Source organism: Arthrobacter sp. P1_B3 (genome assembly GCF_056406615.1).
Map to the genome: position 1 here is coordinate 1 of NZ_JBFTZV010000029.1, position 25,366 is coordinate 25,366.

The window sequence follows — 25,366 nt, forward strand, 5'->3', positions numbered from 1 at the left end:
ACCTCGGTGCCCGTCGTGTCGTGTTCCTGCCTCGGTGCCCGTCGTGTCGTGTTCCTGCCGGTACTTCTTCAGCCAGTTACGCAGCGTCTCGGCACCGACCCCGTACGAGTCGGCGACGGACTTGATCGTTTTCGAAGTCGAGACGACTTCCTCGCACAGCTGGTCCTTGAACTCCTGGCTGAACCGGCGACGTGATGCAGGCATTCTGCACATTCCTCATTTCAGTAGTCCCCCGATTTTAAGGGGGCCACTGTCCGAGAACTCCGTGGCGGCCCAGTCATCGGGCCGATCACCGAACCCCGGGAGGTCGTGGCCGGGCTGGTCCTGGACGGGGAGCTGCGGATCGTGGGCAGGTCCACACCTTTGAAGACGGCAGCCGCGCGGGAACTGGAGCGGTGGCTGCAACCTCCCCGCGGCGCCCACCCCTGGCCCACGACCGTGCAAGGCACCACCCGGGACCGGTTCAACCGCGACAAGGAACCGGTAACGCTGACACTGGTCGAACCTGTCGCAGTGGAAGTCTCCGCCGATACGGCCTGGTCAGGCAGGTCCTTCCGCCACCCACTGCACCTCGTCCGGGCCAGACCCGAGCTGTCTCCTGCGGTCCCGGATCATGACGGGATCGGCGCGGGACAGGTCCAGGATGGAGTGGATGCCGAGGGCGTTGAGGCGTTTGGTCAGCCGGGTGGCGACGCCCCAGATCTCGATCACGGACAAGCGGCTCATCAGGGTTTGCCTGTCGGCGGCGGGCACGGAGTCCCAGCGGCAGACGCCGTCGAAGGCCGGGTTGTTCTTGGCCCATTTGTTGGCCAGTTTCGCCAGGGTCTTGGTCCCGGCGATGCCCACGCAGACCGGGACTCCGACGTTGCGGCGCACGGCGGCCTTCATGGTTCGGCCCAGGGCCAGCAGCTCGTCCGGGGTGCCTTTGATGCCGAGGAAGGCCTCGTCGATGCTGTAGACCTCCAGCCATGCGGAGTAGCGGCCGAGCAGTTCCATGACCCGGGCGCTGATGTCGCCGTAGAGCTCGTAGTTGCTGGAGAGGGCAACGAGTCCCCATTCCTTGGCCCGCGGGGCGAGTTTGAACCACGGCGCGCCCAAGGCGATGCCCAGGGCTTTGGCTTCCGGGGAGCGGGTGACGGCGCAGCCGTCGTTGTTGGACAGGACCACTACGGGCCAGCCTTCCAGGGACGGGTCGAAGGCCCGCTCGGCCGAAGCGTAGAAGCAGTTCACATCCACATGCGCGATCTGCGGCATCCGCCGCATTAGGGCAGGCTTAGACATTGCGCGCCTCAGACATGATGCAGGCACCGGGTCGCGACGCCCCAGATGACCAGATCCGCGACCGAAGGGACCCGGATGTCCGGATACGCCGGGTTCTCCGCCTGCAGTACGACGCCGGCTCCCGTGATCCGCAGCCGCTTGATGGTCAGCTCCCCGTCCAGCACGGCGATGACCACGGACCCGTCCCGCGGCTCGAGGGCCCGGTTCACGATCAGTTCATCGCCGTCGCTGATGCCGGCGCCCTCCATCGAGTCACCGGCGGCTATTGAGCTGTGTATCCGCCGTCTATGGGCAACGAGGTGCCGGTGATGTAAGAGGCTTCATCCGAGGCCAGATATGCCACGGCTCCGGCCACGTCGCTTGGAAGTGCAAGCCGTTTAAGGGGGATTTGGTCAACAACCCTTGCTTCGGCCGCTGCTGGATCTGCATGCGTTTCCAGCCACTCGTCGTACAGCGGTGTCTTTGTCATGCCTGGGGCAACGGCGTTTACTCGGATGTTGTAGGGGGCCAGGTCCACGGCTGCAGCCTTCGTCAGCGCCAGCATTGCTCCCTTGCTGGCGCTGTAAATCCCCATGGTGGGCACTCCGATTGAGGCCAAACGTGAAGTGATGTTGATGATCGATCCGCCAGCTTCCTGCATGGTTCGGGCGGCCGCTTGCAGAAGGCGGATGGCAGCGAAAGTGTTGACTTCGAAGACTTCTCGGATCTCCTTGTCGGGAACTAACAGAAGGTCTCCCGTGTGATCGACCGCGGCGTTGTTGACCAGCACGTCGAGTCGACCAAAGCGTGAAACTGCTGCGGACGTGAGGGAATTGCCTGATTCTTCGTCTTTGATGTCCGTGGAATAGAAGTGCAGCTGGGAACCGAGTGCCGCTTCAAGTCGTTGCCCTCGCTCGATTGACCGCCCGGTTGCCAGCACCTGGGCACCTTCGGCTACCAGTCTGCGGGCGATTGTTTCCCCGATACCGGAAGTAGCGCCTGTGACCAACGCGACTTTGCCCGCTAGACGGGCGTTGGAAGTTGATTGCGATAGCACTTTGAATCCTCTCGTAGCCACATTTCGTGCGTGCCAGATGTCTTCGCCTCCGCTTTCCAAGCATTCCCTATCGTTTGGTGCTCTACCGGGGTACAGGTGTTGATTCCTTAGATGCGATGGCCGCAGGTGACTGCTAGTACGCCAGCACTGTCGACTGTGTTTGGAGTGGGCAGGCTGGTCCCTGCTCACCGTCAGGAAGAGGCCGTGTTTGTACCGCTGTGGGCAATTTCCAGTACCTGGTCGGCCAGTGTCAGGTGTTCGGGAGGAATGGCCGCCACCAGGGCGCCGAAGTTGTCTGCGTTGCGCCCGTCCTCGGGGACAAAGACGCGTACCACTTTGGTTTCGTCTACCTGCTGCCCAGGTTTCGCTGGAACCCGAGGCCGCGTCCGGTGAGAATGACCACTCCTTTGTTGGCGGCGCGGGCGAGGACGTTGTTGTTGAATACGCGCAGCACCTCCACGTCTTCCTCCTCTCGTCATTGACCGGGATTGAAACTGGGGAGCTTTTGTCCAGATACGGCGACTTCCTGCGCCCTTACACGGTGCCGATAAGGGCCCATATGTCGGGGAAAGGGGGGAGGACCGCCAGGAGTGTCAGGTTGCGTCCGAGCCTTTGTGGTTCGTTGTCAGGAGCAGGAATCGAACCCTGAAGTACAGGGGCAGGCAACGAGCAGAGTGGGAAACCGGGATTTGCAGCAGTCGGTTTGGCTCTGTGATGGGCAGCGGAAGGCCGGCAATTGGGTGCACAGCCACCGGGCGGCGGTCTGCTTCGGATTACCTGTGGAGGCGATTTTTATCCTTTGACCTTTATTTAGTGGGGATTCCTGAGGACCTGCGCTCCGAGGGGTCGCCTCAATCAGCTGGTGTATTCCAGGATGCTGACCATTTGCTTGAAGCCTTCAGCGTGTGCCCGGCTGAGTTCGAGTGCAACCGGCTGTGGGCAAGAGGAGAACTTCGCTATGACAGTGTCGCTGACGGGGTCAATCCAAATGAATTGGCCGTGGATGCCTGCGGCGTAGACCGTGCCTCGGCTATCTCCGGGGACCCACCACTGGTTTCGGTAGGAGCCATTGGGGTGGACTTTCTGGTAGCCGGTTCCTCTGGCCAGTTGCGGGTCTCCGCCGCGCATCGTGTCGTTGATCCACCATGATGGGACGACCGTTTGCCCGTTGGCTTTCCCGTCGTCCAGCATGAGCTGTCCGATCTTGGCCAAGTCTCGTGCGGTACAGGCGATTCCTCCGTTCGCAAATGCGAAACCACCGGAATCAGTGGTGATGAGTGCATCATCGAGTGCCCCGAGCTGGGACCACAGTTCGTCGGAGACGACTTTGGCGTATCGCTTGCCGGTGACGTTCTCGATGATCCATGCCAGCACGTCTGTACCGGCTGAGCAGTACTGAAATGATCGGCCGTGTTCTCCGGCAGCTTTGAGGAGCGTGAGGAATTCGTAAGTGTCCTCTGGGTCTGTTTCGAGCTTGGGGCGCCAGCCGGCGATCCTATCCTGCTGCTGGACTTCAGCGGCCGCATCCAGGTAGTTCTCGCTGTAGCGGACTGCGGCGGTCATGTCGAGTACTTGGCGGACCGTCGCGTTCCCGTAGGCGCTTCCCTTCAGCGGCGGGACGTAGTGGTGGACAGGCTGTTGCGTGTCTATGAGTCCCCGGCCCACCAAAATACCCATGGTAAGCGCGCAGACGGATTTAGAAACAGACATCAGGACGTGCCGGTCGTGCGGCTGGAAAGAGCCAAAATAGCGTTCCAGGACCAGTTTCCCGTGTTGAAGTACGACGATGGCATCTGTGTGCGTGGATTCCAGGAACTCCTCAACACTGTGCCACCTCTCCGCGTGTTCCGTGGTGACTGAATCGTTTCCAGTAGAGGGCAGGGATGTGCTGCCTCGACGGATCGTTGCTGTGGTAATGAGTTCGCTGATGTGAGCGAAGCCCCAGCGATTGAATGGGCTTTCTTGCCAGTTGTCCAGGGTGACGTGCTCGTTGAAGTCCTGGCCGGCATAGCGGTCAATCTTGCCGGGGCTGGTCAGGAGAGAACTGTTAGCTGTTGCCTTTAGCATGTTTAGTCGTTGCCTTGCGTGGTGAGGGTGGGGAGAGTGTGGGAGTCGGCCATTTCGGGTCGGCCGTGCCCTGGGGCTGCCTCGAGGAGTCTGCGGGTGTAGTCGTGCCGTGGGTCTGTGAAGATCCGTTCGGCTGTTCCGCTTTCTACGATCTTTCCGGTCTTCATAACCGCAACGTCATCGCTGAGATAGCGGACGACGTCCAGGTCGTGGGAGATGAGCAGATATGTGAGCCCTTTTTGTTGCTGCAGGTCCTGGAGCAGGTTCAGAATCTGGGCTTGGACGGAAACATCAAGGGCGCTGGTGGGTTCGTCCAGGATGAGGAGACGGGGCGATGTGGCCAGGGCGCGTGCGATGCCGACGCGTTGGCACTGTCCTCCGGATAGCTGATGCGGGAGCCGGTGGGTGTGTTCGGCTCCCAGTCCGACCTCATCAAGCAGATTGTTTATTCTTGCTTGGAGGGCCTGCCCTTTCAGGGCAGTGTGGGTCCGGAGGGGCTCTGCCACTGAAGCGCCGATAGTCATGCGTGGATTCAAAGACGCCACTGGATTCTGAAGTACCATTCCCATCCGGGAACGAATGGTGCGCAGTGCCTTGGGTTCGAGCTTGCCGAGGTCATGTCCTTCAAAGACAGCCCGCCCGGATGTTGGGCGCATCAGCTGCATGGCGCAGCGGGCGAGGGTACTTTTGCCGGAGCCGGACTCTCCGACAAGGCCGTAGACCGTACCTTCCTTGATGCTGAGGGAGACGTTGTCGACTGCGGTGAAGACTCTTCTTTGGTGCGGGAACGTTTTGACGATGTTTTCGAGGGTGAGAACGTTGGTCATAGTTCGCCTTCCTGGAGGCAGGCGACTGCCTGGTGTGGCCCGGTCTCGGTGAGCAGCGGGTCGGTGAGGGAGCAGTCGGTGACTGCATGTGAGCAACGGTTTCTGAAGGCGCACCCGGTGAGGGATAGGAGGTTCCCCGGGACTGTTCCAGGGATGGCGGTCAGTCGCTGGCCGTGGGTTCGGCCTGCTGGGAGGGCGCCGAGGAGGCCGCGGGTGTATGGGTGGCGGGGGTTGTTCATGACCGCGTCGACGGTTCCGGTTTCGATCACCCTGCCTGCGTAGAGGACTGCCACGCGGTCGCAGACATCGCGGATGATGCCAAGGTTATGGCTGATGAGCAGCACACCGAACCCGAACTTGTGTCGGAGTTCGTCTATGAGGACCAAAATTTGCCGGGCAACAGTGACGTCAAGAGCCGTTGTGGGCTCATCGAGGATCAAAAGCCGGGGCTTGCGTAGCAGAGCCATGGCAATCATGGCCCGCTGCAGCATTCCGCCGGACAATTGGTGCGGGTAGCTGCGGTAGACCCGTTCAGGGTCGGGAAGGCCGACCAGGCTTAGGTGACGAATGATTTCAGCTTTGCCTTCGGACCTCGAGATTTGCCGGTGCCGGCTCAGGACATCGCTGAGTTGGCGGCCGAGCGTGAAGACAGGGTTGAAGGCAGTTCCGGGGTTTTGGAATACGATGGCCACCGAGCCGCCTGCTTCTGACGAGGCCTGTGAGGGATCGTTGCCGATGGTCACTTGCCCCGTGCGCCGTGCGCCGCGTGGAAGGATCCCCAAGGCTGCGAGTCCTGTCAGGGACTTGCCGCACCCGGTTTCCCCCACCAGGCCGAGGATTTCACCGGCGGAAACATCGAGGTCGATCCCGCGGACGGGGCGGTTGGTGAGCGTTCCCCGGTCGGTGAATTCGACGTTGAGGTCGCGGATGCTAAGTACGTGGGTCATCGCTTTACCTGCCTGGGGTCAAGGAGGTCGCGCAGCGAATCTCCGAGGAGGTTGAATCCCAGGACGGCCAGAAAGATGGCCAGGCCCGGAAAGGTGGCTATCCACCAGGAACTGAATATGAGCCCGCGCCCTTCAGCGACCATGAGACCCCAGTCGGGCAGGGGCGGCTGCGTTCCAAGGCCGATGAATGCCAGGGACCCGGCGGCCAGGATCACAGTGCCGATGTCGACGGTGGCTTGGACGAGGATGGGTGTCATGCAGTTGCGAAGTACATGGCGGCTGATGATGAGCAGTTGCGGAATGCCCATGGCGCGGGCTGCTTCGACATAGGAGCGTTCCCGAAGGGATTTTGCTTCCGCTCGTACAAGGCGCGCATACCAGGGCCACCAGCTGATGGCCAAGGCGATGCCGGCGTTGGTCAGGCTGGGCCCCAGGATCGCAACGGTCACCATGGCCAGGAGCAGAGGCGGGAAGGCTTGGAAGATCTCGGTCACACGCATCAAGGCTTCGTCGAGCCAGCCGCCGCAGTATCCGGCGACAGCGCCGAGGGGAATGCCGATGAGGGCCGCGGCCGCGACAACGACGGCAGAGATGGTCAGCGCCGGGTTCGCGCCCATGATGATGCGGCTGAGAACGTCACGACCGAGTTGATCGGTGCCGAGCCAGTTCCAGGCGTTGGGAGCGAGGTTTCGGGCCGAGGCATTGGTCGCCCCCATGCCCTGATCAGGGAAAGGTGCCAGCCATTGCCCAAAAACAGCAAGGATTACGACAAGGACTATGATCATCGCGCCAACAGCGGCCAAACGGTCACGGCCCAGGGTCTGTTTAAGTAGTTTGATCGGTTTGAGGGTGGCCTGTTCTCCGGCCGGCCCGGAACGGGTCGGGGCGGGGATTTGGGTCGTGGGGCTCATGACATGCTCACTCTGGGGTCGATTCGGGATTGCAGGATGTCCACGAGGAGGTTGGCCAGCAGGTATGCTGTGGCGCCCATGAGCGTAATTGCTATGATGGCTGGGTAGTCCACTGCAAGCATCGAAGATGTAGCGAACTGCCCAATTCCTGGCCAGTTGAAGACAGCTTCGACGAAGAATGTTCCGGTCAGGGCGTAGGCGGCAGCCATTCCGGCGATAGACAGGACTGGTGGTAGAGCATTTTTCAGGGCCAGGCGCCAACGGATGGCGGTCTCCCTCAGACCGTAGGCCTTGGCGGTGAAGATGTAATCCTGGTTCATGACATCGAGCATGGCGGCCCTGGTCATTCGTGCAACGAGTCCGAGAGGGTATGCGGCCAAGGTGAGGGCCGGCAGTATCACGTGCTGCAACCCATCGGTGAAGGCCACGCCGTTGCCGGTGATCATGCTGTCTAACAGGGGAAGCCCGGTCACGTGAGAGATGGGGTTGGAGTATTTGATGGAGTTGCTGAATTGCCCAGTGGCCGGAAGTATGCCCAGCCCCCCAACGAACAACAGTTGAAGGAGTAGTCCGAGCCAGAAGGCGGGCACGGAAATCCCTCCGATGGAGAGGAAACGGATTGCTCCGTCGATGAATCCGCCGGGCCGGTGGGAGGCAACCACGCCCAAGATGACCCCTGCCGAAACAGCGAGAACCATGGCAAACCCGATGAGTTCCAATGTGGCTGGGAGGCGGGTGAACAGCTCGTCCAACACGGGGCGTTTTGTGGCAAGGGACTGGCCCCAGTCCCCGGTGATCAGCTTTGCGACGTAGTCGAAGTACTGCTCGAGGATCGGACGGTTAAAGCCGAGGTGCTCCCGGACCCTGTCCAGCTCGGCTGGGGGCGCCTTCGGGCCGGCGTAGATGACGGCCGGGTCGCTGGGAACGATGCGGGCAAGGATGAAGACGATCGCTGTGAGCACGGCGAGAACCAGCACCGAGGTGATGAGCCGCCGGGCGACGAAACGCAACATGGTTCTCCTTTTCTTGATTGGTGTGGCGGGATGGGCGGGCAGGGCAAGGGCCCGGGCTTTGTTGGTGCAGCCCGGGCCCTGACTGCGTCGTATCGTTTAGGCGGCGCGTTTGATGGGGGCGAAGAAGGCCGTGAACGGGTAATTTTCGTTGAAGGGGGGAACTTCCAACCCGGCCGGAACGACTGAGACTGTGCGGGCATCGTAGAGGAATGCGGCAGGTGCTTCCCTATAGAGGAGGTCCATGGCTTCCTTATAAAGGCCCTGGGCTGCGTCCCTGTCCGTTCCCGTCAAGGTTGCCGCCTTGTCAACCAATTTGTCGTACTCCGGGGAATTCCAATAGCTCAGGTTGAAGGATGGCTTTTCGCTGGAATGGAACAGCGTCGTGAGATTGTCGCTGCCGGCGTCGCTGTAAGTCGGCCAGTAGTTAAGTACAAAGATGTCCTGGGCGCTCTGAGGATCAGCCTTTGCGCTGTCCCATTGCTGGTTGAAAAGTTCGGCTTTCACGTCCAGCTTCACACCGATTTTGGCGAAGGCGTCCTTGATCAGTGGTACAAACCGTGCTTCCGCGGGATTCTCGGAGGCGTAGGTGAGTTTGAGGTTCATGCCGTCGGCATGACCAGCTGAGGCCAATAGTTGCTTGGCCTTTTCCAAGTCCTGGGAGTACTGCGGGACGTCCTGGCTGTAGGGGAAGATGCCGCTGGGAGCAGGGCCGTGGGACTGCGTGCCGTAGCCCTGCCCTCCGATGTCAATGATCTCTTTGTACGGAATCGCGTAGCTGAGCGCGCGGCGGACCTCCGGGTCGTTGAGTGGTGCGCGGCTGGTGTTAAACATGGCCAGGAAGTTGAACGGTGAGTTGAAGTCTTTCACCGTGAACTTCGGATCGATGGCCAGGGTCTTGACGTTTTCCAAGGGAATGTTGGTCGCGTAGTCCACCTCACCTGCGGTCAGCATCTGCTGGGCCGTGACTGCATCCGGGGTGATAGAGATGTCGACAAAGTCGAAGTGCGATGTAGCCTTTTTGTTCCAGTAGCCGTCGTACTTCTTCAGCACGACCTTAGAGCCGGGCTTGTAGGAGTCGATGGTGTAGGGGCCGGAGCCCGCGTCGATTCCGGCCTCGAAGTACTTGTCATTCTTGGCGGATGCGGCCAGGGCCTTCGGGGCAACGATCCAGGCGCCGTAGGTCGAGGAGGCGACGAGGTCCATCGGCGCAGCGTACTTCAGCTGCAGCGTGACAGTGGAGTCGTCCGGGGCGGTAACGCTCTCCACCGGTGCCCAGATGAAGGATGCGGCTGCATGGTCCCTGGCAGCGTCGATGCTGGCTTTGACCGCCGCGGCATTGATCGGCTCGCCGTCGTGGAAGGTGGCTCCGGAGCGGATCTTGAATGTCCAGGATTTTCCGTCGGCACTGGCGCTCCAGGACTCGGCTATTGCCGGGGAATACGCGTCTGCGGAACCTGCAGGGTTCTTCCAAAGCAGGGGTTCGTATATGTTGCCCATGTAGAGGGCTTCGGTGGAAAACGAACGAACCGGATCCCACGTAGTGATGGCTGCAGATGCGGCCACAGAGAAAACGTCGGGGCCGGAAGAAGCTTTGGGTGCGGCAGGACTGCATCCCGCCGCGCTAAGGGCAACGGCGGCTGTGGCCGTGACAAGCACGGTCCGAGCCGGGTGTGGAAATGAGAGTGCCAACAGAGACTCCTTGAAGAAGGGTGGGATGTGTGACGAGTCTAACTAGGTGTACCTATGCCTGGGAAATGCCTATGATGAGTAAAACTCATACCTTGGAGGCATAGTGGACTTGAGGCACTTGACGTATTTCCTGAGCATCGTTGATGAAGGATCAATCAATGCTGCTTCACGCTCTTTGCGGGTGGCCCAACCATCGTTATCCCGGCAGCTTCGCTCCTTGGAGCAGGACCTGGGACTCACCCTCTTCGATAGGTCAGGAGCAAAATTGTCGCTGACCGCGGCGGGCACTGCGTTTCTGCCCATCGCCAAGGACCTGGTCACCCGCGCCGCCCAGGCCAAATCATCCGCGCGGGCGATGGCCGGAGGTTCGGTGCAACGGCTTACGATAGCGGCAGCCTCTGCCACCGTTGCCGACATCATCGCCCCTTTCATTGTTTCGCAGGGGCCCGATGGAGTCCTGACCAATGTTGTCGAGGCGACCCCTGAGTTTGTCTACTCGGCGTTGCAGGACGGTAAGGCTGACTTTGCTCTGGGAACAAAGCCCCCACCATCCGAGCTCGAATCGGTTGTAGTTGGCAGGGCGTTCCTTTGGGCCCAGTGCAACGCCGAACACCCTCTTGCCGGGAGGGAGAAAATCAGCCTCCAGGAACTCGTCCAATGGCCTCTCATAACCATGACCGCTGATTTTGGTGTCCGCACAATGTTCGATGATGCTGTTAGCACTGAGCGCCTCACCTACACGACCGGATTTGAAGTACGCTCGGCCGTGGTCGGCCAAGCCTTGGCAGCCGCCGGCAAAGGCATCTGCGTGCTCTCGGATGATCCGAATTTCGGGGTGCACGCCATGCCCATCACTCATCGGGGAAAGGACCTCGTGTTCACTCTCTTCGGCGTCTGGAATCCGCTGCATTTCGCCGCGCCTGCGATAAGGGAGTGCCTGCAGAACCTTTCACGTTTCACCTCGCAGCTGTACCCCGCCGCTCGAATATAAAAAGGGATGCAATCCTCAACTCCCGGCCCTGTGGTTGAGGGGCCTCTCGAACTCTGAGGGATAGCTCACGAGATTCGCGGGGCGCGGCTCCGGGGGCAGTGGCCATCGACAGGAGCTCTCGAAGCTACTTCCACTGCCTATATAACGCCGATACTGGACCTTTCGTGAACCTGGGGGAGTGGTCGAACCAGGCACTCTTCGCGCGCAGGAGGCTGGGTGCGAGAGCCTGGCGAGTCTTCCTTGACTTCTTTCAGGACCGCACGCGCGGCTGCCGCGTCGTGAAGCTCGGCAGGTACTTCTCCTGTTCTTCGATCTTCCGGCGGTAGAAGTCGTGGGCGCTTTTTTTGTGATCCCCGGCGATTCGCGGATCTGGGCCCACGTCGGTCCGGATGCCGCGGCATCCTTTGGGGTCAACGACCCTGAGGACTGCATCGCCGGAGCATGCCGACGCACCGGGGCGGGCGCCCGATGAGTGGCGCCCGTCAACTTGCCTGTGTCCGCTGTTGCTCGGGGAGTCAGCTGAGATGCAAGTTGTTGCCGGTCTTGGCTTTTACCATGTTCGTCGCGTAGCTGATCAGGAATTCGTACTCGTCTTCCGGCGTCAGGTCGCCGAGGAGTACATCCATAACGAGGCCGTCCTCGAGGGCTACGAAGCTCCGGGCCAAGAATCCGGCTGGCGCTGAGAGGGTGAAGGCATCCTCCTGCGCGCCTCGTTCCAGGATCCCTTTGTAAAGGTTCGTTTGACGCTCCACGAACGCCATTTGCTGCCGAGCGGCTGCTTTGTTGCGCAGATAAACTGGGATGAGTTCCACGAGGATCCGGGAAGCGGTTTCGCTTTCCCCGGGCCAAGGTACGCCCGAGTGGATGCAGGCCCTCAGTTGCGCTTCAGGGTCGCTTTCGGCTTGGATGCGGGCCTCCCGGCGGTCACAGTACTCCGTAACTCCTTGATGGAAGACCTCGCTGAAGAGCTCGTCGACGTCCCGGTAGTAGTACAGCACCGCAGCCGGGGTGACGCCCGCTTCGTTGGCAATGTCGGAAAGGCGGGCCGCTGATGACCCTCTGTCCAGCAGGACTCGTCCTGCTGCTGCTACGAGTTGATCCCGGCGGGCTGTCTGATTCCGTGGTCTTGCCATGCTCACCATGCTTTCACACGGGCCTCGAAGTGACCCTTGACACACCCAGGTCCGTTAATTATTCTTTAATTAATCTTTAGTTAATGAAATCTCCCACGCTAGGAATGCTACCGTCATGACTCGACTTCTCCCTCTGGCTCTTGTGCAATCACCCGCTGACTCCTTGACTGATTTTGCTGCCGGTCTCGAGCGAAGGGTCAAAGCGCATGCCGTCGCCGACCTTTTCGTTTACCCGGAGCTTCACTTGAACACGGTAGATTCTGCCGGGTTTGTGGACCGGCAGGCCTACATGGAAGCCTCGGCCGAACCTCTTGATGGCCCGCGCGGCCGTACCCTTGCCGAGCTTGCTGGAGACCTTGGGATCTGGCTTTTGCCTGGCAGCGTGCTTGAACGTGGTACGGACGGGCATATCTACAACACCGCCGTCGTCTACTCTCCACAAGGAAAAGCAGTAGCCGCGTACCGAAAGATCTTTCCCTGGAAGCCCTATGAGACTGTTTGTTCCGGTAAGGACTTCGTGGTCTTCGACATGACCGGCTACGGCCGCGTCGGTTTGTCGATTTGCTACGACGCATGGTTCCCCGAACACAGCAGGCACCTGGCCTGGATGGGGGCAGAGCTCGTCCTCAATGTTGTCCAGACCCCGACCAACGATCGTGTGCAGGAAGTTGTTATCGGCCAGGCCAACGCAATCGTGAACCAGAACTTCGTTGCGAGTGTGAACGCGGCGGGCCCACACGGGGTTGGACGGAGTTTCCTGGTTGATCCTGAAGGCCGCGTGCGAATTTCGGCAACCGGACCCGAAGACGCGACATTGGTTGATGTCATCGACCTGGACCAAGTAGGGAACGTACGCCAATATGGCACAGCGGGCGTCACCCGCCCCTGGGACCAGTTCGCTGAAAACGACGACAGCATTCCATTGCCGCTCTACGCGGGCCAGCTTGATCCCCGCCTGTGGCGGCAGACCAACGCCCCGTCACCCCTGACCAACCTCAGCACTGCCCCAGCCTAAGGAACTCCCCATGTCCGCTGAGAACATTAAACTTACCCCCAAGCTATCCCTGCTGTCGGTGGTCGTGTTCGGCTTGGCCTATATGGCTCCGGGAATCGTAATGACGATCTTCGGTATCATCTCCTCCACCAGCGACGGAACAGCCCCGACAGCATTCGCCCTCGCCACGGCCGCGATGCTGCTGACTGCCCTCAGCTACGCGAAAATGGCAAAGATCTTTCCGAACTCGGGATCGGCCTACGTGTATGCACGACGGCTCCTCGATTCCCGTGTCGGTTTCCTCGTCGGGTGGGCGATCCTCCTCGACTACCTCTTCCTTCCCACCGTGGCCTGGCTGTTCCAATCGTTCTACCTTGCAGCTCAGTTTCCCGGCATCCCCGTCTGGGCCTGGCTCGCTCTGAACGCTGGACTAACAACGATCATCAACGTCACGGGAATCGTGCTCACTGACCGTGTCAATAAAACGCTGACCCTTCTGGTTGTTACCCTCATCGGGATCTTCATCGCCTACTGCCTGGCCTACCTCGGGGGAAACCCGCCCGCGTCGTTCACAGACCCCTTCTGGAACAATGCCACGACGGTCGGCGGCGTCGCTGCCGCAGCCGCTATCGCTGCCTACGCCTTCCTGGGATTCGACGCCGTCAGCACACTCAGCGAAGAAACCAAAAACGCCCAGCGCAACATTCCCCGCGCGATCCTCCTGACCGTCCTCGTCGGCGGAATAATCTTCGTCGTGGTCTCCTACATCATGCAGCTCGTTCACCCCGGCGGAGACTTCGAGGAAGCAGCGACAGCAGCATACTCCATGCAGGTCCTCGTCGGCGGGCAGTTCTACGCCAACATCACCAACATGCTCTTCATCATCGGTGGGTTTGCGTCCGGGCTCGCCATCCAGGCCAGCACCAGCCGCCTCCTCTACGTCATGGGCCGCGACGGAGTCCTACCCCGCCGGCTCTTCGGCCGCCTCCACCCCCGAACCAAAACGCCCATCTTCAACCTGGTCCTCGTCGGTGCCGTGGCCATGCTGGCACTGAACATCTCCTTGGAAACCGCAACCTCCTTCATCAACTTCGGGGCCTTCCTGGCATTCACAGCCGTCAACCTCTGCGTCATCGCCTACTTCATCCGAAACCGCCGGCAAGGCAAAAAGCTTTCGATCATTGGCTTCATCGTCCTACCAATACTGGGCGCCGCCGTCGACATCTACCTTCTAACCCAGCTCAGTCCCATCGCCATCACCATCGGCTGCTGCTGGATCGGTCTGGGCGTTCTCTACCTCGTCTTCCTCACCAAAGGATTCCGCAAGGAACCACCAGAGATGGACCTCCACGACCGTGAGAGCCAGCCGGGCGAACCCACCAAGGAGGTTCAGCAACCAAACACTGACGACACACAGTCAACCAAGCAGACTGCCACCCAAGCGCAGCCCACCGAAATCTAAAACCCCGAGGAGCCATAAGGACGGGCCAGGCGCCAGCCTCCAGGCCCGTCCCTGTGTGTGGCGTACGCGATCTCAAGAAGCGGGACCTTGTCAGTTTCATTTGCCACCGTTCCCGTATCACGATGGGCGCTCTCCAAAGTCCGTACCGTTCCGAGTGACAACCCACTGCATCCCGGGCTGCGGAACCGCAACCCGGGATGCAGTGCAAGTTCGGGGGCAAACCTCCGGTCAAGAGAAATCCGATCGGGCGAGTCTGCCATCGCTGAAAGCCATTTCTTCGTCCCAAAGAGCCGATTCGCTACGTGCGTGCCCACATCATGAGCATCAAATCAAAGGCGATATTAAGAGCAAAGCAGGAGTCCAATGATTATCACGATCGAGGCCGACCGCTACTTCCACATCACAGGCCTATCCCCGACGGAAATCGAAGACAGTATCAACACGGCTGTCGAGATGGCCCGTGACCACTCGGTGAGTGAAGGATGGCAGGGCATTCTCGTCACCCGCCACGGACCTGACAATTACACAGTGAACCTCAGCGCTGATGTTCCCTACGGAGTAACTGTGGAACGGGACCTGCCGCAAGAAGTCCCGAGCAGGTGCCGGACGGCTGAGAGCTCACCGCAGCCGTGCCGGCAGTAGACTGAACATCAGCGAGCGGACTGCCGTGGTACCCGGTCGCCGGCCGGTACGCTCCGGCAGCGCGCGTCGTCCGACGGAGAGGACCTCAGCGATGGAGCTGACCTATGTGATGGCCGAGAGCGCCCCGGCGCCCGTGGGCCCCTACTCCCAAGCGTGCGGTATACCGAATGGTCTGCTGTTCCTTTCGGGGCAGACGCCCACCGACCCGGCGACCGGGCAGCTGGTCGGCGGTGGCATCGAGGAGCAGACCGCACGCGTCTTCGACAACCTTGGCCTCGTCCTCGAGGCGGCCGGCAGCAGCTGGCGCGATGTCGTCAAAGTCAGCGTCTTCCTCGTCGACATGGACGACTTCGCAGCGATGAACGCCGTGTACGCGAGGTACTTCGACGGCCAGTACCCCGCGCGCACGACGGTCGCCGTCGCCGGGCTCCCGCTCAGGGCGCGCGTCGAGATCGAACTGCAGGCGATGCGCCGAGTGGGGTGATCCAAACGCACGAGCACCTCGATTCGCTCACTCCCGAGATCGTCGACACAGCCAGAGAAGCCCTACCCATCGGCAACTAAGGCCTGCGAATTTACTGCCAAATAGCGCTGCGATCCACAAAATAACCGTGTGAATCGCAGAGCTATTTGGCGTTGTTTTGGCGTGCCTCTGGTGCACTCGCCGCGGCGTGCTGCCGGCCCGGGCGAGGGTGCTGTTGACTGCAGGCGGGCTAGTGCTTGGACAAGCGTGGACGGGAGCGCTCGATGATGCTGGACGTGGCAGTTGCTGCTGTGAGGGCGGTCGCCAGCAGAAGCGGTGCCCAGACCGTTTGTGTGATGGTTGCACCCGCGACGGCTGTTCCGGCTGATCCTGCAGCGATCTTGAGTGCGCCTACCCAGATGAAGACTTGGCCGCGAGCTTCGATGGGGGCGTATTCGCTGCGCGCGGCGAGTGTTGAGGCGAAGAACATCGCGTTGGCGATCCCTGCCAGGCCGAAGGCAATGAGGGAGGTGGGGAGTGTCGGAGTGAGCATCACCAGTATCAGCGTTGCCGCGACGAGTGCGGCGAGGGAGCTCATGAGAGGGTCTGCGTCGCGGCGAAGCGGTCGGAGCATGAGCCCTGCTGATCCGAGGAGATTTCCTATCCCGTAGGCTGCGACCAGTGTTCCGGCGGCTGAGGCCCCGCCGTACGCGGGAGCTGTCGCAACGGCGTAGATCGGTAGCGCGGCGACAGAGAATGCGACGGTCACGGTGAGTCCGAGGGTGCGGCGAAGCGGACCACGTGCCCAGATGAGGCTCAGTGTTCGACCGGGGGACGGCACGTCAACGGCCTTGTTGGGTGGCTCTTGCCTGGGGAGTGCGAGGACGGCTCCCGCACCAACGACGGCGGCTCCGGCCAGAACCAGTGTCGCGGTGAGTGCGTCAGATGCTGCCGCGATCCACGCGACCGCTGCGGGGCCGAGGGTGCCGCTGAGTCCGTAGCTTGCGACGTCCCAGCTTTGTGCTCTGCGTTGGCTGCGCTGCCCGGGGCCGGCGATGCAGGGCAGGCGGCTGCTGATCCCGCCGGTGAGCATCGGCCCGAAGATGCCCGAGGCAAAGAGCAGCATGGCTGGCCAGATCGCCCAGGCGACGGGCAGGAGCAGTGCAGCAGCACCGAGCAGCACGCCGTGGAGGACGGCAGCGGATGCGATCACTTTGCGTCCGTCGCGGGCTGTATCGAGGCGTCGTGCGATGAACGGGCCGAGCAGGTGGGGTGCGGTGATTGATGCTCCCAGGAGCCCGGCCAGCCAGCCAGGCATCCCGCAGGCGTGGGCTAGCAGCACGATGGCGACTACTGCGCCGCCGTCGGCGCTGCGAACCAGGGTCGCGGCGAAGACGTATCGGGCCAGCGCCCCGACCCGGCGGTCCTTCCTGCGTGGAACGCCGAGGCCGGCGCTACGAGTTAAGCCCGAGCTCATCGACAATCCTGCCAACATGGGCGCGCTGCTTCGCGGTCAATCCCTGGAGGGGAAGAGGCAGGCACGATGTTGATGCCAGTCCCAGCTGTTCCGCTATTGCCGCAACGACCCGGATACTCCCGCCAAACTCAGCAAACGACTCCCACAACGGTGCAAGCCGTTCGGATTCAGCGGTCGCGTCTGAGGCCCGCCCTTCCAGGACGGCCCGGGTGATCCGCATCGCCAGGGCGGGCAAGGTGCCGCCGATGACGGAGTACCAGGCATCGCACCCGGCGGCCAGTCCGGCGGAGGCTTTTGCGTCACCGGAAACTCCGATGGTCACGTGCGCCGGGACGGACGCCCGGATTTCCTGAACCCGCGCCTGTGCCTGCTCCGGATCGACTGGCACGCCCGGGATTTTGATGGAGGCGATACCGGGCAGTTCCGCGATGCGTCCGTAGAGTTCGGTGGTGAACGTGAAGTGGGTGGTGCCTGGGTTGTCATAGACGATGACGGGCAGCGACGAGTTCGCGGTGACGGTTCGGAAGAGTTCGAACACGTCATCGTCGGTGAGGGGTTGATAGGTCATGGGGGCCAGCAGGAGACCGGAAGCCCCCGCCTGTTCTGCCTTTTCAGCGTTGGCCAGGACGTGTGAGGTCCGCAAGGCCCCGATACCAATGAACACGGGTGTTTTGCCGGCGTGTTCGACGGCGAGACGGGCGACGCGGTTTCGTTCCTCGCTGCTCAGGTAGGCGTAGGAGCCGGTGGATCCGAGTGCGGTAATGGAGTCGACCTTCGCCTCGGCGAGCCGTTCGATCAGGCGGACGAAGGCGTGCTCGTCGACAGCATCGTTGGCCAGAGGGGTCAGGGGGAAGGCGCTCAAGCCGGTGAACATGGGTATAACTCCTTTGTTTGAATCACAGGGAAGCAAAAATCTGAGGCAGCTGCCGGTGCCTAGGCGGGCTGAGCTGCGGGGCCCTGTAAGCAGGGGAATTCTCCCGCAGCGACAGTTCTGGCGGACGCGCCTATTTGGAGGACTGTCGTCTACTTCGGTCCTTGGCTGATGAGGCCGGGGTCGGTGCGGGCGGCGGCGTGTTCGCGGGAGCGCGGTTGCMGTCGGCCACCGCGTTGCGCGGCGGCGCCGGCAAGGACGACGAGCGTGATGCCACCGAATTGGGTGAGCGAGGGCTGCTGGTGCAGCACGAGCAGCCCGAGGAGCACCCCGAAGGCGGGTTCGAGGGCCATCAGGGTACCGAACGCGGTGGGCGTCATCCGGCGCAGGGCGAGCATCTCGAGCGCCATTGGCAGCACCGGCATCAGGACGGCCAGTCCGAAAGCGACGGAGAGGACACCGAGGTTGAGATGTCCGGCGGACTGCGGGATGCCGACGACCGCTGCCGTGGCAGCGGCGACGGGAACGGTGAGTGAAAGCGCGCCGATGCCCGTGAAGCGGTCGCCGATCCGTTGGGTGAGCACAATGTAGACGGCCCACCCGACGGCCGCGAGCCCTGCCAACCCGATACCGGCGAGGTTGATCTCACCAGCCCAGGGTTCGGTCAGCAGGACGACGCCCAGCAGCGCCAGGGCTGGCCAGATAAGCGCCCGTGCGCTGTGGCTGCGCACCGCGGCGACGGTCAGCGGACCGAGGAACTCGATCGCGACGGCGGTGCCGAGCGGGATACGTTCGATGGAGGCGAGAAACGAGATGGTCATCAGTCCGGTGGCGACACCCAGCCCCAGAAGCACGGGGACGTCGGGGCGGCGGAGCGCGCGCAATGGGGGTCGGGCAACGGCCAGGAAGACGAGCGCCCCCACACTGAGTCTGAGCCAGGCAGTTCCGGCCGGCCCCACCGCCGCGATCAGATCCACTGACAGGGCCGAACTCAGCTGGACCGAGAGCATGGCCGCCACGGCCAGCCCCCACGGCGGAACGGGGATATTCTTGGGGACGCGCTGGCTCACGGCCGGCCCCTTCGGGCCTGCCGGTCACCGATCGCGCGTATCCGGGGGTGGACGAGCATGTCAGTTTCCTTCATTGAATATCGTGCCGGCGGCAATCAGGCGGCGGGCGGCCCTGACGTCGGGACCGAGTAGGGTCAGCCGGGCGATCAGGTCCTCGGCTGCGGCGTGGAGCGCCTCGTCGGTCATGGGTTCGAGCGCGTCGAGGATGAACAGCGCGGAGGTGGTCTCCTCGCCGAGCTGGGTGCGGCGGGCCTGGCGCCAGTTCCAGCGCCGGCAGGTCACTCCGCCGTCGTCGCACCACACCACCTCGCCAGGCTCCGGGTGCTCGATCACCGCGGCGCCGCCGGCGGCGGTATCAAAGGCTTCCGTGCCGGTGGCGCGAACCAGCCGCGGCGCACCGCTGTAGCGGGTCAGATCCTCCCCACCCAGCGGGACCTGGTGGAGCACCGAAACCGCGTTATAGAGGTCAGTGAGACGGTTCACACGGGGCAACCCGGACACCGCCCGGCGCAGGAGCGCCTCCAGGCTGTTGCGCGTGCGGTTCGGTTTGGCGCCGAAGCCCTGGTAAGCCTCGCGCCACGCAGCCACGTGCGGGAGCTGCTCAACCGGCCGGCCACCGAGCAGCTTCCGGGCTGCGGTCTCCGCCGCCAGGAGCAGCTCCTCACCGGCCTGGTCACTCGGGCCAGGGACGAGTCCGTCAACGGCCAGCAGCAACGCCCGGTAGTCGGGCCGCAGCGCGAACACGGCGGCGTCAACCCGGCCGCCGTCGAGAAATTCCTGAAGCATGCCCGACTCAAGCATCGGAGACCTCCGGCCGGTGTCCTGTCCCCACGCCAGGCTCGAAGACGGCCAGGGAGAACCTCGCCGGCTCCGTGCCCGGATTGGCGTAAGAGTGTGCCACGTCGCCCGGGAACGTCACCGCATCGCCCTCATCGAGGGTGACCGATTGACCTGCGACCTCCACCATGACCGTGCCCTGCTGGACCTGCAAAAGCTCCTTGGTGCCCGACGTGTGGGCCTCGCTCACATGACGGTCGCCAGGACCCAGCGTCCAATCCCACAGTTCAACCACGTCCGGCGGTTCGGTGCCGGTCACCAACACCCCGCGGCCGCCGGACTCACCGCTCCACAACGCAGCGCCCTCACCACTGCGCGTGACCTTCACCGGCTTCGGGCGAGGTGGCTCGACCAACGCCGGCAGCCCCACACCCAGCGCGTCGCTGATCCTCAGCAGAGTTCCCACGCTGGGATTCGCGGCACCCTGCTCCACGTTGACGACCATCCTGCGGCTTACCCCCGCAGACTCCGCCAGCTGATCAAGCGTCCAGCCCCGCGACTGCCTCTCCTGCTTAACCCGGGCGCCGATTGCCAGCGCCAGGCTCGTTGTACTCTCATCCATAAGTGCATCATACTGCACTTTTAGTGCACTCGACTACTGCCCGTCGTTCGGCCGCCGTCAACGAGTGGCCAAAAGACCCTCTTGAGCTTCGACGTCGCACCTCATGCCGCCAATCAGGACCAAGCCGTGCATGACTGGGACGACCCTTTGGGAGACTACTCGGAAGTGTCATTTTTCGAAGTCGTCTGCACCACTTCATGCGGAAGTACGGGGCTGTGCAGGCGATTTAGAACATCTGAGTGTTCAAAGTTGCCTGTACGGTCTGCATCTTGATCCGTAGTCGGCTGCACAAGCCGTCAGGGCACGCCCGGAGCCGGGCTTCTGGGCTTTCTGATACTCGGCCGTCAGAGTCTCCGGTGGTGCTGCGGAGAGGGCGCTTGGTACTTCGCGCCGAGGGCGCCACTAGCTCGCAGCTGGGCCTGCAATCTTGCGCAGGAGGCCGGCAAGGTGCTGAATGCCCGGGCTTTCGGTCATGGTCCTGCGGTGCACCATCCCCACACGACGGGCCGGCACGGGACGGACCACCGGTACAGCGACCACATCCGCGGGCAGCGCGGGCCTGCCGAGACGAGGCACGAGGGCCACCACGGCCCCTTGCTCCACCAGCGCGATGTGGGTTGCGAAGTCCGGATCGTAGACCTGGATATCCGGGACGCGGCCCAGATCGGCAAAAATCCGCAATAGGGCCTCGTTGCAGATGGCGCCGTGCGGGGTGCTGATCCAGCGCTCATCAAGCATATCGGCAGCTTCCACCTCCGCCCTTCCTGCCAGGGGATGGTTGCGGTGAACCAGGAGATCCGCGATGTCATCGCAAAGCCACTCGAGCTTCACGTGCTCTGGAATCACAAGCGGGACGGAGTTCCAGTCGTGGACGATGCCGAGGTCGGCTTCCCCGCCGGCTACACGTGCCACGGCTTCACGTGGGTCCTCGGCCAGCACGGTGACGTCCAGATCAGTTTCGGAGGAAGCGAGCATGCCCAGCATCGGCCCCACCAGCCCCCGGCACGCGGTGGAGAAGGACACCACCTTCAAGCGGCCATACGGTTTGGCGGGATCGGCCAGGAGCGTGGACTGGAGTTCTTCCAGTTCGGCGAGAATGCGGCGCCCATAAGCGGCCAAGGCAAGTCCGCGTTCAGTCAGCAGCACCCCTCGGCCATGCCGCTCCAGGACCGAGAAACCAGTCTGCTTTTCCAGCTTCTTGATCTGCTGCGATACCGCCGACGGGTTGAAGCCCATCACCCCTGATGCTGCAATGACGGAACCATGGTGCTCAATCGCTGCCAGCGCACGGAGCGCTCCGATGTCTATCATGAAGCAAACGTACATGTTATTCGGTATGAATCAATGCTGGTGCTTCATTCTCCTCTCTGTCAAGGTGAGGAGCGTGAACCTTCGCCATTCCTTGCTTGCCACCCTCGTCGCTGTCTTGTGGGGCCTAAACTTCGTGGCCATCGACTTGGGCCTCCACACCAACGGACGCGACGTTCCGCCGTTGCTGTTCGTGGCCATGCGGTTTGTCCTGGTGGTCTTCCCCTGGATTTTCTTCGTGCGCAAACCTGAGGTCAGCTGGGCAGCAATAATCGGCGTCGGACTCTTTATGAGCGCCGGCCAGTTCGGGCTGCTGTACCTGGCCATGGCGCTGGGCATGCCGGCTGGTCTGGCCTCACTGGTACTCCAGGCGCAGGTTCTGCTTACGGTTCTGTTGGCCGCCGTGTTCCTTGGCGAGCGGCCCAGCGGGCGTCAGTTGGCCGGCGTCGTACTTGGCGTCGCCGGCCTGACGGTAGTGGCGGTGGGCCGCAGTGCCGTTGCCCCGCTACTTCCGTTCCTCATTGTGCTGGCCGCGGCGCTTTCCTGGGCTGTGGGCAACGTGGTTGCACGCAAAGCCAAGGCGGCCTCGGGGCTGGGGCTGGTGGTCTGGTCGGGTGCGGTGGTCCCGCTCCCGCTCGCCGGACTTTCACTGATCATCGATGGTCCCGATGCCATCACCGCAACGATCGGAGACTTCCAGCCCGCCACTGTCCTGAGCGCGCTCTACACCGCGGTTTTCGCTTCGATGGTGGGCTACGGGATCTGGAACCGGCTGCTCGCGAAATACTCGCCGTCGGCCGTGGTCCCGTTCACGCTGCTAGTGCCGGTCGTGGGGATGAGCGCCGCGTGGCTGGCCCTGCAGGAGGTGCCCTCGGCCACGGAAGTGGCTGGCGGACTGCTCCTGCTGGGAGGAGTGGCGACGGCGGTGCTCACCAGAAGCGGTGGGCGGATGCAACGGCAGGGCCCCGCTTTGCCGCCAGCTTTGGGCCCGGCTTCGGCCAGTGGCTTGCGGGTCGCAGACGCCGACGAACAAAACCTACAGCGACTGCAGGGATCAGCCAGCGGAAAACCGTCCCAGAACTGACATGAAGGGATCGACTGCCCGTCTCGCTGAGGTCCTGTTCGGTGGTCCATACAGGTTTCACCGATTGAGGCCCGGTCTCGCTCGGACCTACATCATCGCGCTGGCTCCGCCGTCTACAACCAGGTGGGATCCCGTGACCCATTTCGCTTCTTCGGAGGCCAGGTAGAGGCCGGCATRCGCGACGGCGATCGGGTCCCCGGGTTTGCCGTCAATCGTGCGCTCGACGATCGGGGCGACCGGTGCGTTCTCGCCAAATTCCTCGAACATCGCGAGTACCGGCGGAGTCGCCATGACACCAGGACTCACGCAATTGACGCGAATCCCGACGGCGACACCTTYGGCGGCGAGCTGCCGAGTCAGGGCGATAACGGCCCCTTTCGCGGCGGCATGGGCGGCCTGCGGCAGGGCTCGGGCACCCTGGATTCCGGCGCCCGAACCGATGTTGACGATTGCACCGCCGACGGCGGCCAGATGCGGCCAGGCGCTTTGGCAGGCATGCCACACCAGGTCCAGCTCGTTCTGGATGGTGAACCGGTATTCCTCGCCGCTCATCTGGGCGAACGGCGCGAATTTCGGCATGCTGGCGTTGTTGTAGAGCACGTCGATGCGGCCGTGGCGTTCGATCGCGCCGGCGACCCAGCGATCGATGTTTTCCCGGTTGCCCAGGTCCAAGGGGGCGCTTGATTCGATCGCGCCTCCGTCGGCCTCCACCAGGCGGACCGTCTCTGCAGCTCCGTCGGCATCGAGGTCGCAACCGACGACCGTGGCACCCTCACGTGTGAACAGCCGGGCGGTCACCCGGCCCATTCCGCCCCCGATTCCTGTCAACAGGACGACTTTTCCTTCCAGACGACCACCGGCCATGGTTCCTTCTCCGTTCAACTCGTCATATGTATTGGGCCCCATGCAACCACGKCGAGGAGGGGGCCAGAGGCCGGAGCGGTGTGATGGTGCAGTTTGTGCACACTTCTGTGCACGAACTGCACCATGGGGCCGGAATCTCCCCACTCCGGTGCCAGATGGCACAGGATGAACGGCACGTGTTAGACACGACACACTGCATCAAAGGAGATCCAGATGAGCAACACCCCCATGACGTCGACTCGCCCGCTCCCGCCCGGCGTTACCGAATCCGACCTCGAAGAGGCACTGGCCGCGTTCGCCGTCGCGATCGGCGAAGACAATGTCGCAAGCGATGCCGAGTCCCTGCAGGACTTCCAGGATCCCTTTCAGGTTCCCGGCTCCGCCACGAATCTCCCCTCCGCCGTCGTCAGCCCGACGAGCACCGAGGACGTCCAGGCGATCGTTCGGATCGCCAACGAGCACCGCATCCCGTTGTGGCCCATTAGCCGCGGCAAGAACAACGGCTACGGCGGTGCCGCACCTCAGGTGCGTGGCTCAGTAATGGTGTCGTTCCGGAGCATGAACCGCGTTCTGGAGATTAACGAAGAGCTCGGCTACGCGATTGTTGAGCCCGGCGTGAGCTGGTACGACCTGCACGAAGCGATCAAGGCCGGCGGGCACAACCTTGTCGCGTCCATCGTCGACATAGGTTGGGGAGGCGTCGTCTCGAACACGCTCGAGCATGGGCTCACCTACATGCCGTACTCGATCGACCAGGCCTCGCACTGCGGGTTCGAGGTCGTGCTCCCGAACGGAGACCTCATGCGAACCGGCTCGGGCGCGATGGACAACAACCCGACCTGGCCGCTGTACAAGCGAGGCCTGGGGCCGACCTCGACCGAGATGTTCATGCAGTCGAACTACGGAATCGTCACGAAGATGGGCTACTGGCTCATGCCGAAGCCCGAGGTGTACATGCCGCTCTGGCTGCGCGTCTGGGATGACGCGCAGATGCCCGCCGTGGTCGATGCGCTGCGCGAACTCATGCTCGCCGGCGCCATCGACATGCGCCCGCAGCTGTCGAACACGCTGTGCATGGCATCGATGCTCACCACGCGCGCCGAGTGGTTCGACGGCGAGGGGCCGATGCCCGAGGAAATCATCGACAAAATCGCCAAGGAGTTGGGACTGGGACGCTGGATGATGCGGTTCGCGCTCTACGGAGACGAAGCGGTGGTCGATCACAACTTCGAGAAGCTCAAGACGCGCTTCTTGCAGATCCCGAGCGTAGAGCTCATGGGCGAGAAGCACGGGGCCGATGCGTGGGAGACGCTGCCCAATCCGCACGAGCGCGTGCAGATCGGCGTGCCGAGCCAGGATCTCTACAAGATGGCAGGATGGTCTGGCGGCGAGGAGGGAGGCCACGTCGATTTCTCGCCGGTAATCCCGCTCACGTCCCAGCACGCGATGGCCGCGCAGAAGCTGATGGCCGAGATGTGCGCCGAAGCGGGCCTTGATTTCCTTGGTGGCATGCTCCCCATCAACGCGCGCGCAACCACGTTTATCAACGTCATCCCCTTCGACACGAAAAACCCGGAGCAGGTCGCCAAGGCGTACGCCGTGGCCAAGCGCATGGTCGCCGAGGCCGGCAAGCGCGGCTACGGCGAATACCGGGCGCACCTGTCCTTCATGGATCTCGCGGCCGACCAGTTCGGCTTCAACGACCACGCGCTGCGGCGCTTCAACGAGACGATCAAGGACACGCTCGACCCGAACGGAATCATCGCTCCGGGCAAGTCAGGGATCTGGGGCACCCGACTGCGGGAGGCCGGCTTCCCCCAGGCCTGATCGCGCATCT

The 25,366-nt window shown here is 62.6% G+C and carries 25 protein-coding genes and 2 pseudogenes; 7 read left to right on the top strand and 20 right to left on the bottom strand.

Going from position 1 to position 25,366, the window contains the following annotated elements; translation table 11 throughout:
* From AC1D2F_RS20785 to AC1D2F_RS20840, 12 genes and pseudogenes are all read right to left on the bottom strand, one after another.
* On the bottom strand, positions 1-204 hold a 204-nt coding region (locus AC1D2F_RS20785), incomplete at its 3' end, for a transposase (RefSeq protein ID WP_476967611.1).
* Between the two features lie 396 nt (positions 205-600).
* A pseudogene (locus tag AC1D2F_RS20790) lies at positions 601-1,281 on the bottom strand (Y-family DNA polymerase); the annotation flags it as partial.
* 8 nt (positions 1,282-1,289) lie between these two features.
* Positions 1,290-1,538 (bottom strand): annotated as a pseudogene (locus AC1D2F_RS20795) (LexA family protein); the annotation flags it as partial.
* A 5-nt stretch (positions 1,539-1,543) separates the two neighbouring features.
* Complete coding sequence (locus AC1D2F_RS20800) at positions 1,544-2,317, bottom strand: SDR family NAD(P)-dependent oxidoreductase (RefSeq protein WP_229995471.1); 774 nt, start codon at positions 2,315-2,317, stop codon at positions 1,544-1,546.
* A 191-nt stretch (positions 2,318-2,508) separates the two neighbouring features.
* Entirely contained in the window at positions 2,509-2,652 is a 144-nt protein-coding gene (locus AC1D2F_RS20805; protein WP_229995472.1) for a hypothetical protein, read from the bottom strand.
* Between the two features lie 11 nt (positions 2,653-2,663).
* On the bottom strand, positions 2,664-2,777 hold the full coding sequence (locus tag AC1D2F_RS20810) for a CAT RNA binding domain-containing protein (protein WP_229995473.1): 114 nt from the start codon (positions 2,775-2,777) through the stop codon (positions 2,664-2,666).
* A 395-nt stretch (positions 2,778-3,172) separates the two neighbouring features.
* The gene (locus AC1D2F_RS20815) at positions 3,173-4,384 is read right to left on the bottom strand and encodes a serine hydrolase domain-containing protein (protein ID WP_476967612.1); all 1,212 of its coding nucleotides are present in this window, start codon (positions 4,382-4,384) and stop codon (positions 3,173-3,175) included.
* A gap of 2 nt (positions 4,385-4,386) precedes the next feature.
* A complete protein-coding gene (locus AC1D2F_RS20820; protein ID WP_229995475.1) occupies positions 4,387-5,211 on the bottom strand; it encodes an ABC transporter ATP-binding protein in 825 nt (274 codons plus the stop codon).
* Positions 5,208-6,158: an ABC transporter ATP-binding protein gene (locus AC1D2F_RS20825; RefSeq protein ID WP_229995476.1), complete on the bottom strand. Its 951-nt coding sequence runs from the start codon at positions 6,156-6,158 to the stop codon at positions 5,208-5,210. The genes AC1D2F_RS20820 and AC1D2F_RS20825 overlap by 4 nt, the downstream gene beginning before the upstream one ends.
* The gene (locus tag AC1D2F_RS20830; RefSeq protein ID WP_229995477.1) at positions 6,155-7,069 is read right to left on the bottom strand and encodes an ABC transporter permease; all 915 of its coding nucleotides are present in this window, start codon (positions 7,067-7,069) and stop codon (positions 6,155-6,157) included. Before AC1D2F_RS20830 ends, AC1D2F_RS20825 begins: the two co-directional genes overlap by 4 nt.
* Positions 7,066-8,082 carry an ABC transporter permease gene (locus AC1D2F_RS20835; protein WP_476967613.1) on the bottom strand — a complete coding sequence of 339 codons (1,017 nt, stop codon included), beginning with the start codon at positions 8,080-8,082 and terminating at the stop codon, positions 7,066-7,068. Before AC1D2F_RS20835 ends, AC1D2F_RS20830 begins: the two co-directional genes overlap by 4 nt.
* A gap of 96 nt (positions 8,083-8,178) precedes the next feature.
* Positions 8,179-9,645: an ABC transporter substrate-binding protein gene (locus tag AC1D2F_RS20840; RefSeq protein ID WP_476967614.1), complete on the bottom strand. Its 1,467-nt coding sequence runs from the start codon at positions 9,643-9,645 to the stop codon at positions 8,179-8,181.
* A 244-nt stretch (positions 9,646-9,889) separates the two neighbouring features.
* Here AC1D2F_RS20840 and AC1D2F_RS20845 point away from each other — a divergent pair, with 244 nt between their 5' ends.
* The gene (locus AC1D2F_RS20845) at positions 9,890-10,762 is read left to right on the top strand and encodes a LysR family transcriptional regulator (protein WP_229995508.1); all 873 of its coding nucleotides are present in this window, start codon (positions 9,890-9,892) and stop codon (positions 10,760-10,762) included.
* 515 nt (positions 10,763-11,277) lie between these two features.
* Here the strand turns inward: AC1D2F_RS20845 and AC1D2F_RS20850 are convergent.
* The gene (locus AC1D2F_RS20850; protein WP_229995507.1) at positions 11,278-11,895 is read right to left on the bottom strand and encodes a TetR/AcrR family transcriptional regulator; all 618 of its coding nucleotides are present in this window, start codon (positions 11,893-11,895) and stop codon (positions 11,278-11,280) included.
* 115 nt (positions 11,896-12,010) lie between these two features.
* Here AC1D2F_RS20850 and AC1D2F_RS20855 point away from each other — a divergent pair, with 115 nt between their 5' ends.
* The 4 genes from AC1D2F_RS20855 (at position 12,011) to AC1D2F_RS20870 (ending at position 15,477) form a co-directional block, all read left to right on the top strand.
* Positions 12,011-12,910 (top strand): carbon-nitrogen hydrolase family protein, encoded by a 900-nt coding sequence (locus AC1D2F_RS20855; RefSeq protein WP_476967615.1) that lies wholly within the window; start codon positions 12,011-12,013, stop codon positions 12,908-12,910.
* 10 nt (positions 12,911-12,920) lie between these two features.
* Positions 12,921-14,351: an APC family permease gene (locus tag AC1D2F_RS20860; protein WP_229995505.1), complete on the top strand. Its 1,431-nt coding sequence runs from the start codon at positions 12,921-12,923 to the stop codon at positions 14,349-14,351.
* A 363-nt stretch (positions 14,352-14,714) separates the two neighbouring features.
* Positions 14,715-14,993 (top strand): hypothetical protein, encoded by a 279-nt coding sequence (locus tag AC1D2F_RS20865; RefSeq protein ID WP_229995504.1) that lies wholly within the window; start codon positions 14,715-14,717, stop codon positions 14,991-14,993.
* A 91-nt stretch (positions 14,994-15,084) separates the two neighbouring features.
* Positions 15,085-15,477 (top strand): RidA family protein, encoded by a 393-nt coding sequence (locus AC1D2F_RS20870; protein WP_476967616.1) that lies wholly within the window; start codon positions 15,085-15,087, stop codon positions 15,475-15,477.
* 229 nt (positions 15,478-15,706) lie between these two features.
* On the opposite strand, the gene AC1D2F_RS20875 is transcribed toward AC1D2F_RS20870, so the two are convergent.
* From AC1D2F_RS20875 to AC1D2F_RS20900, 6 genes are all read right to left on the bottom strand, one after another.
* On the bottom strand, positions 15,707-16,933 hold the full coding sequence (locus tag AC1D2F_RS20875; protein WP_476967617.1) for an MFS transporter: 1,227 nt from the start codon (positions 16,931-16,933) through the stop codon (positions 15,707-15,709).
* Entirely contained in the window at positions 16,911-17,807 is an 897-nt protein-coding gene (locus AC1D2F_RS20880; RefSeq protein WP_229995501.1) for a dihydrodipicolinate synthase family protein, read from the bottom strand. Before AC1D2F_RS20880 ends, AC1D2F_RS20875 begins: the two co-directional genes overlap by 23 nt.
* Before the next feature lie 149 nt (positions 17,808-17,956).
* Positions 17,957-18,874, bottom strand: a complete 918-nt coding sequence (locus tag AC1D2F_RS20885) for an EamA family transporter (protein WP_476967618.1) — start codon at positions 18,872-18,874, stop codon at positions 17,957-17,959.
* A gap of 60 nt (positions 18,875-18,934) precedes the next feature.
* A complete protein-coding gene (locus AC1D2F_RS20890) occupies positions 18,935-19,660 on the bottom strand; it encodes a B3/B4 domain-containing protein (protein WP_476967619.1) in 726 nt (241 codons plus the stop codon).
* Between the two features lie 7 nt (positions 19,661-19,667).
* Positions 19,668-20,273 carry a helix-turn-helix domain-containing protein gene (locus tag AC1D2F_RS20895; protein WP_476967620.1) on the bottom strand — a complete coding sequence of 202 codons (606 nt, stop codon included), beginning with the start codon at positions 20,271-20,273 and terminating at the stop codon, positions 19,668-19,670.
* Between the two features lie 402 nt (positions 20,274-20,675).
* On the bottom strand, positions 20,676-21,584 hold the full coding sequence (locus tag AC1D2F_RS20900) for a LysR family transcriptional regulator (protein ID WP_476967621.1): 909 nt from the start codon (positions 21,582-21,584) through the stop codon (positions 20,676-20,678).
* A 73-nt stretch (positions 21,585-21,657) separates the two neighbouring features.
* Here AC1D2F_RS20900 and AC1D2F_RS20905 point away from each other — a divergent pair, with 73 nt between their 5' ends.
* On the top strand, positions 21,658-22,665 hold the full coding sequence (locus AC1D2F_RS20905; RefSeq protein WP_476967622.1) for an EamA family transporter: 1,008 nt from the start codon (positions 21,658-21,660) through the stop codon (positions 22,663-22,665).
* An 87-nt stretch (positions 22,666-22,752) separates the two neighbouring features.
* Here the strand turns inward: AC1D2F_RS20905 and AC1D2F_RS20910 are convergent, their stop codons facing one another.
* Entirely contained in the window at positions 22,753-23,529 is a 777-nt protein-coding gene (locus AC1D2F_RS20910; RefSeq protein WP_476967623.1) for an SDR family NAD(P)-dependent oxidoreductase, read from the bottom strand.
* Between the two features lie 213 nt (positions 23,530-23,742).
* Here AC1D2F_RS20910 and AC1D2F_RS20915 point away from each other — a divergent pair, with 213 nt between their 5' ends.
* Positions 23,743-25,356 carry an FAD-binding oxidoreductase gene (locus AC1D2F_RS20915; protein WP_229995495.1) on the top strand — a complete coding sequence of 538 codons (1,614 nt, stop codon included), beginning with the start codon at positions 23,743-23,745 and terminating at the stop codon, positions 25,354-25,356.
* The last annotated feature ends 10 nt before the right edge of the window (positions 25,357-25,366 follow it).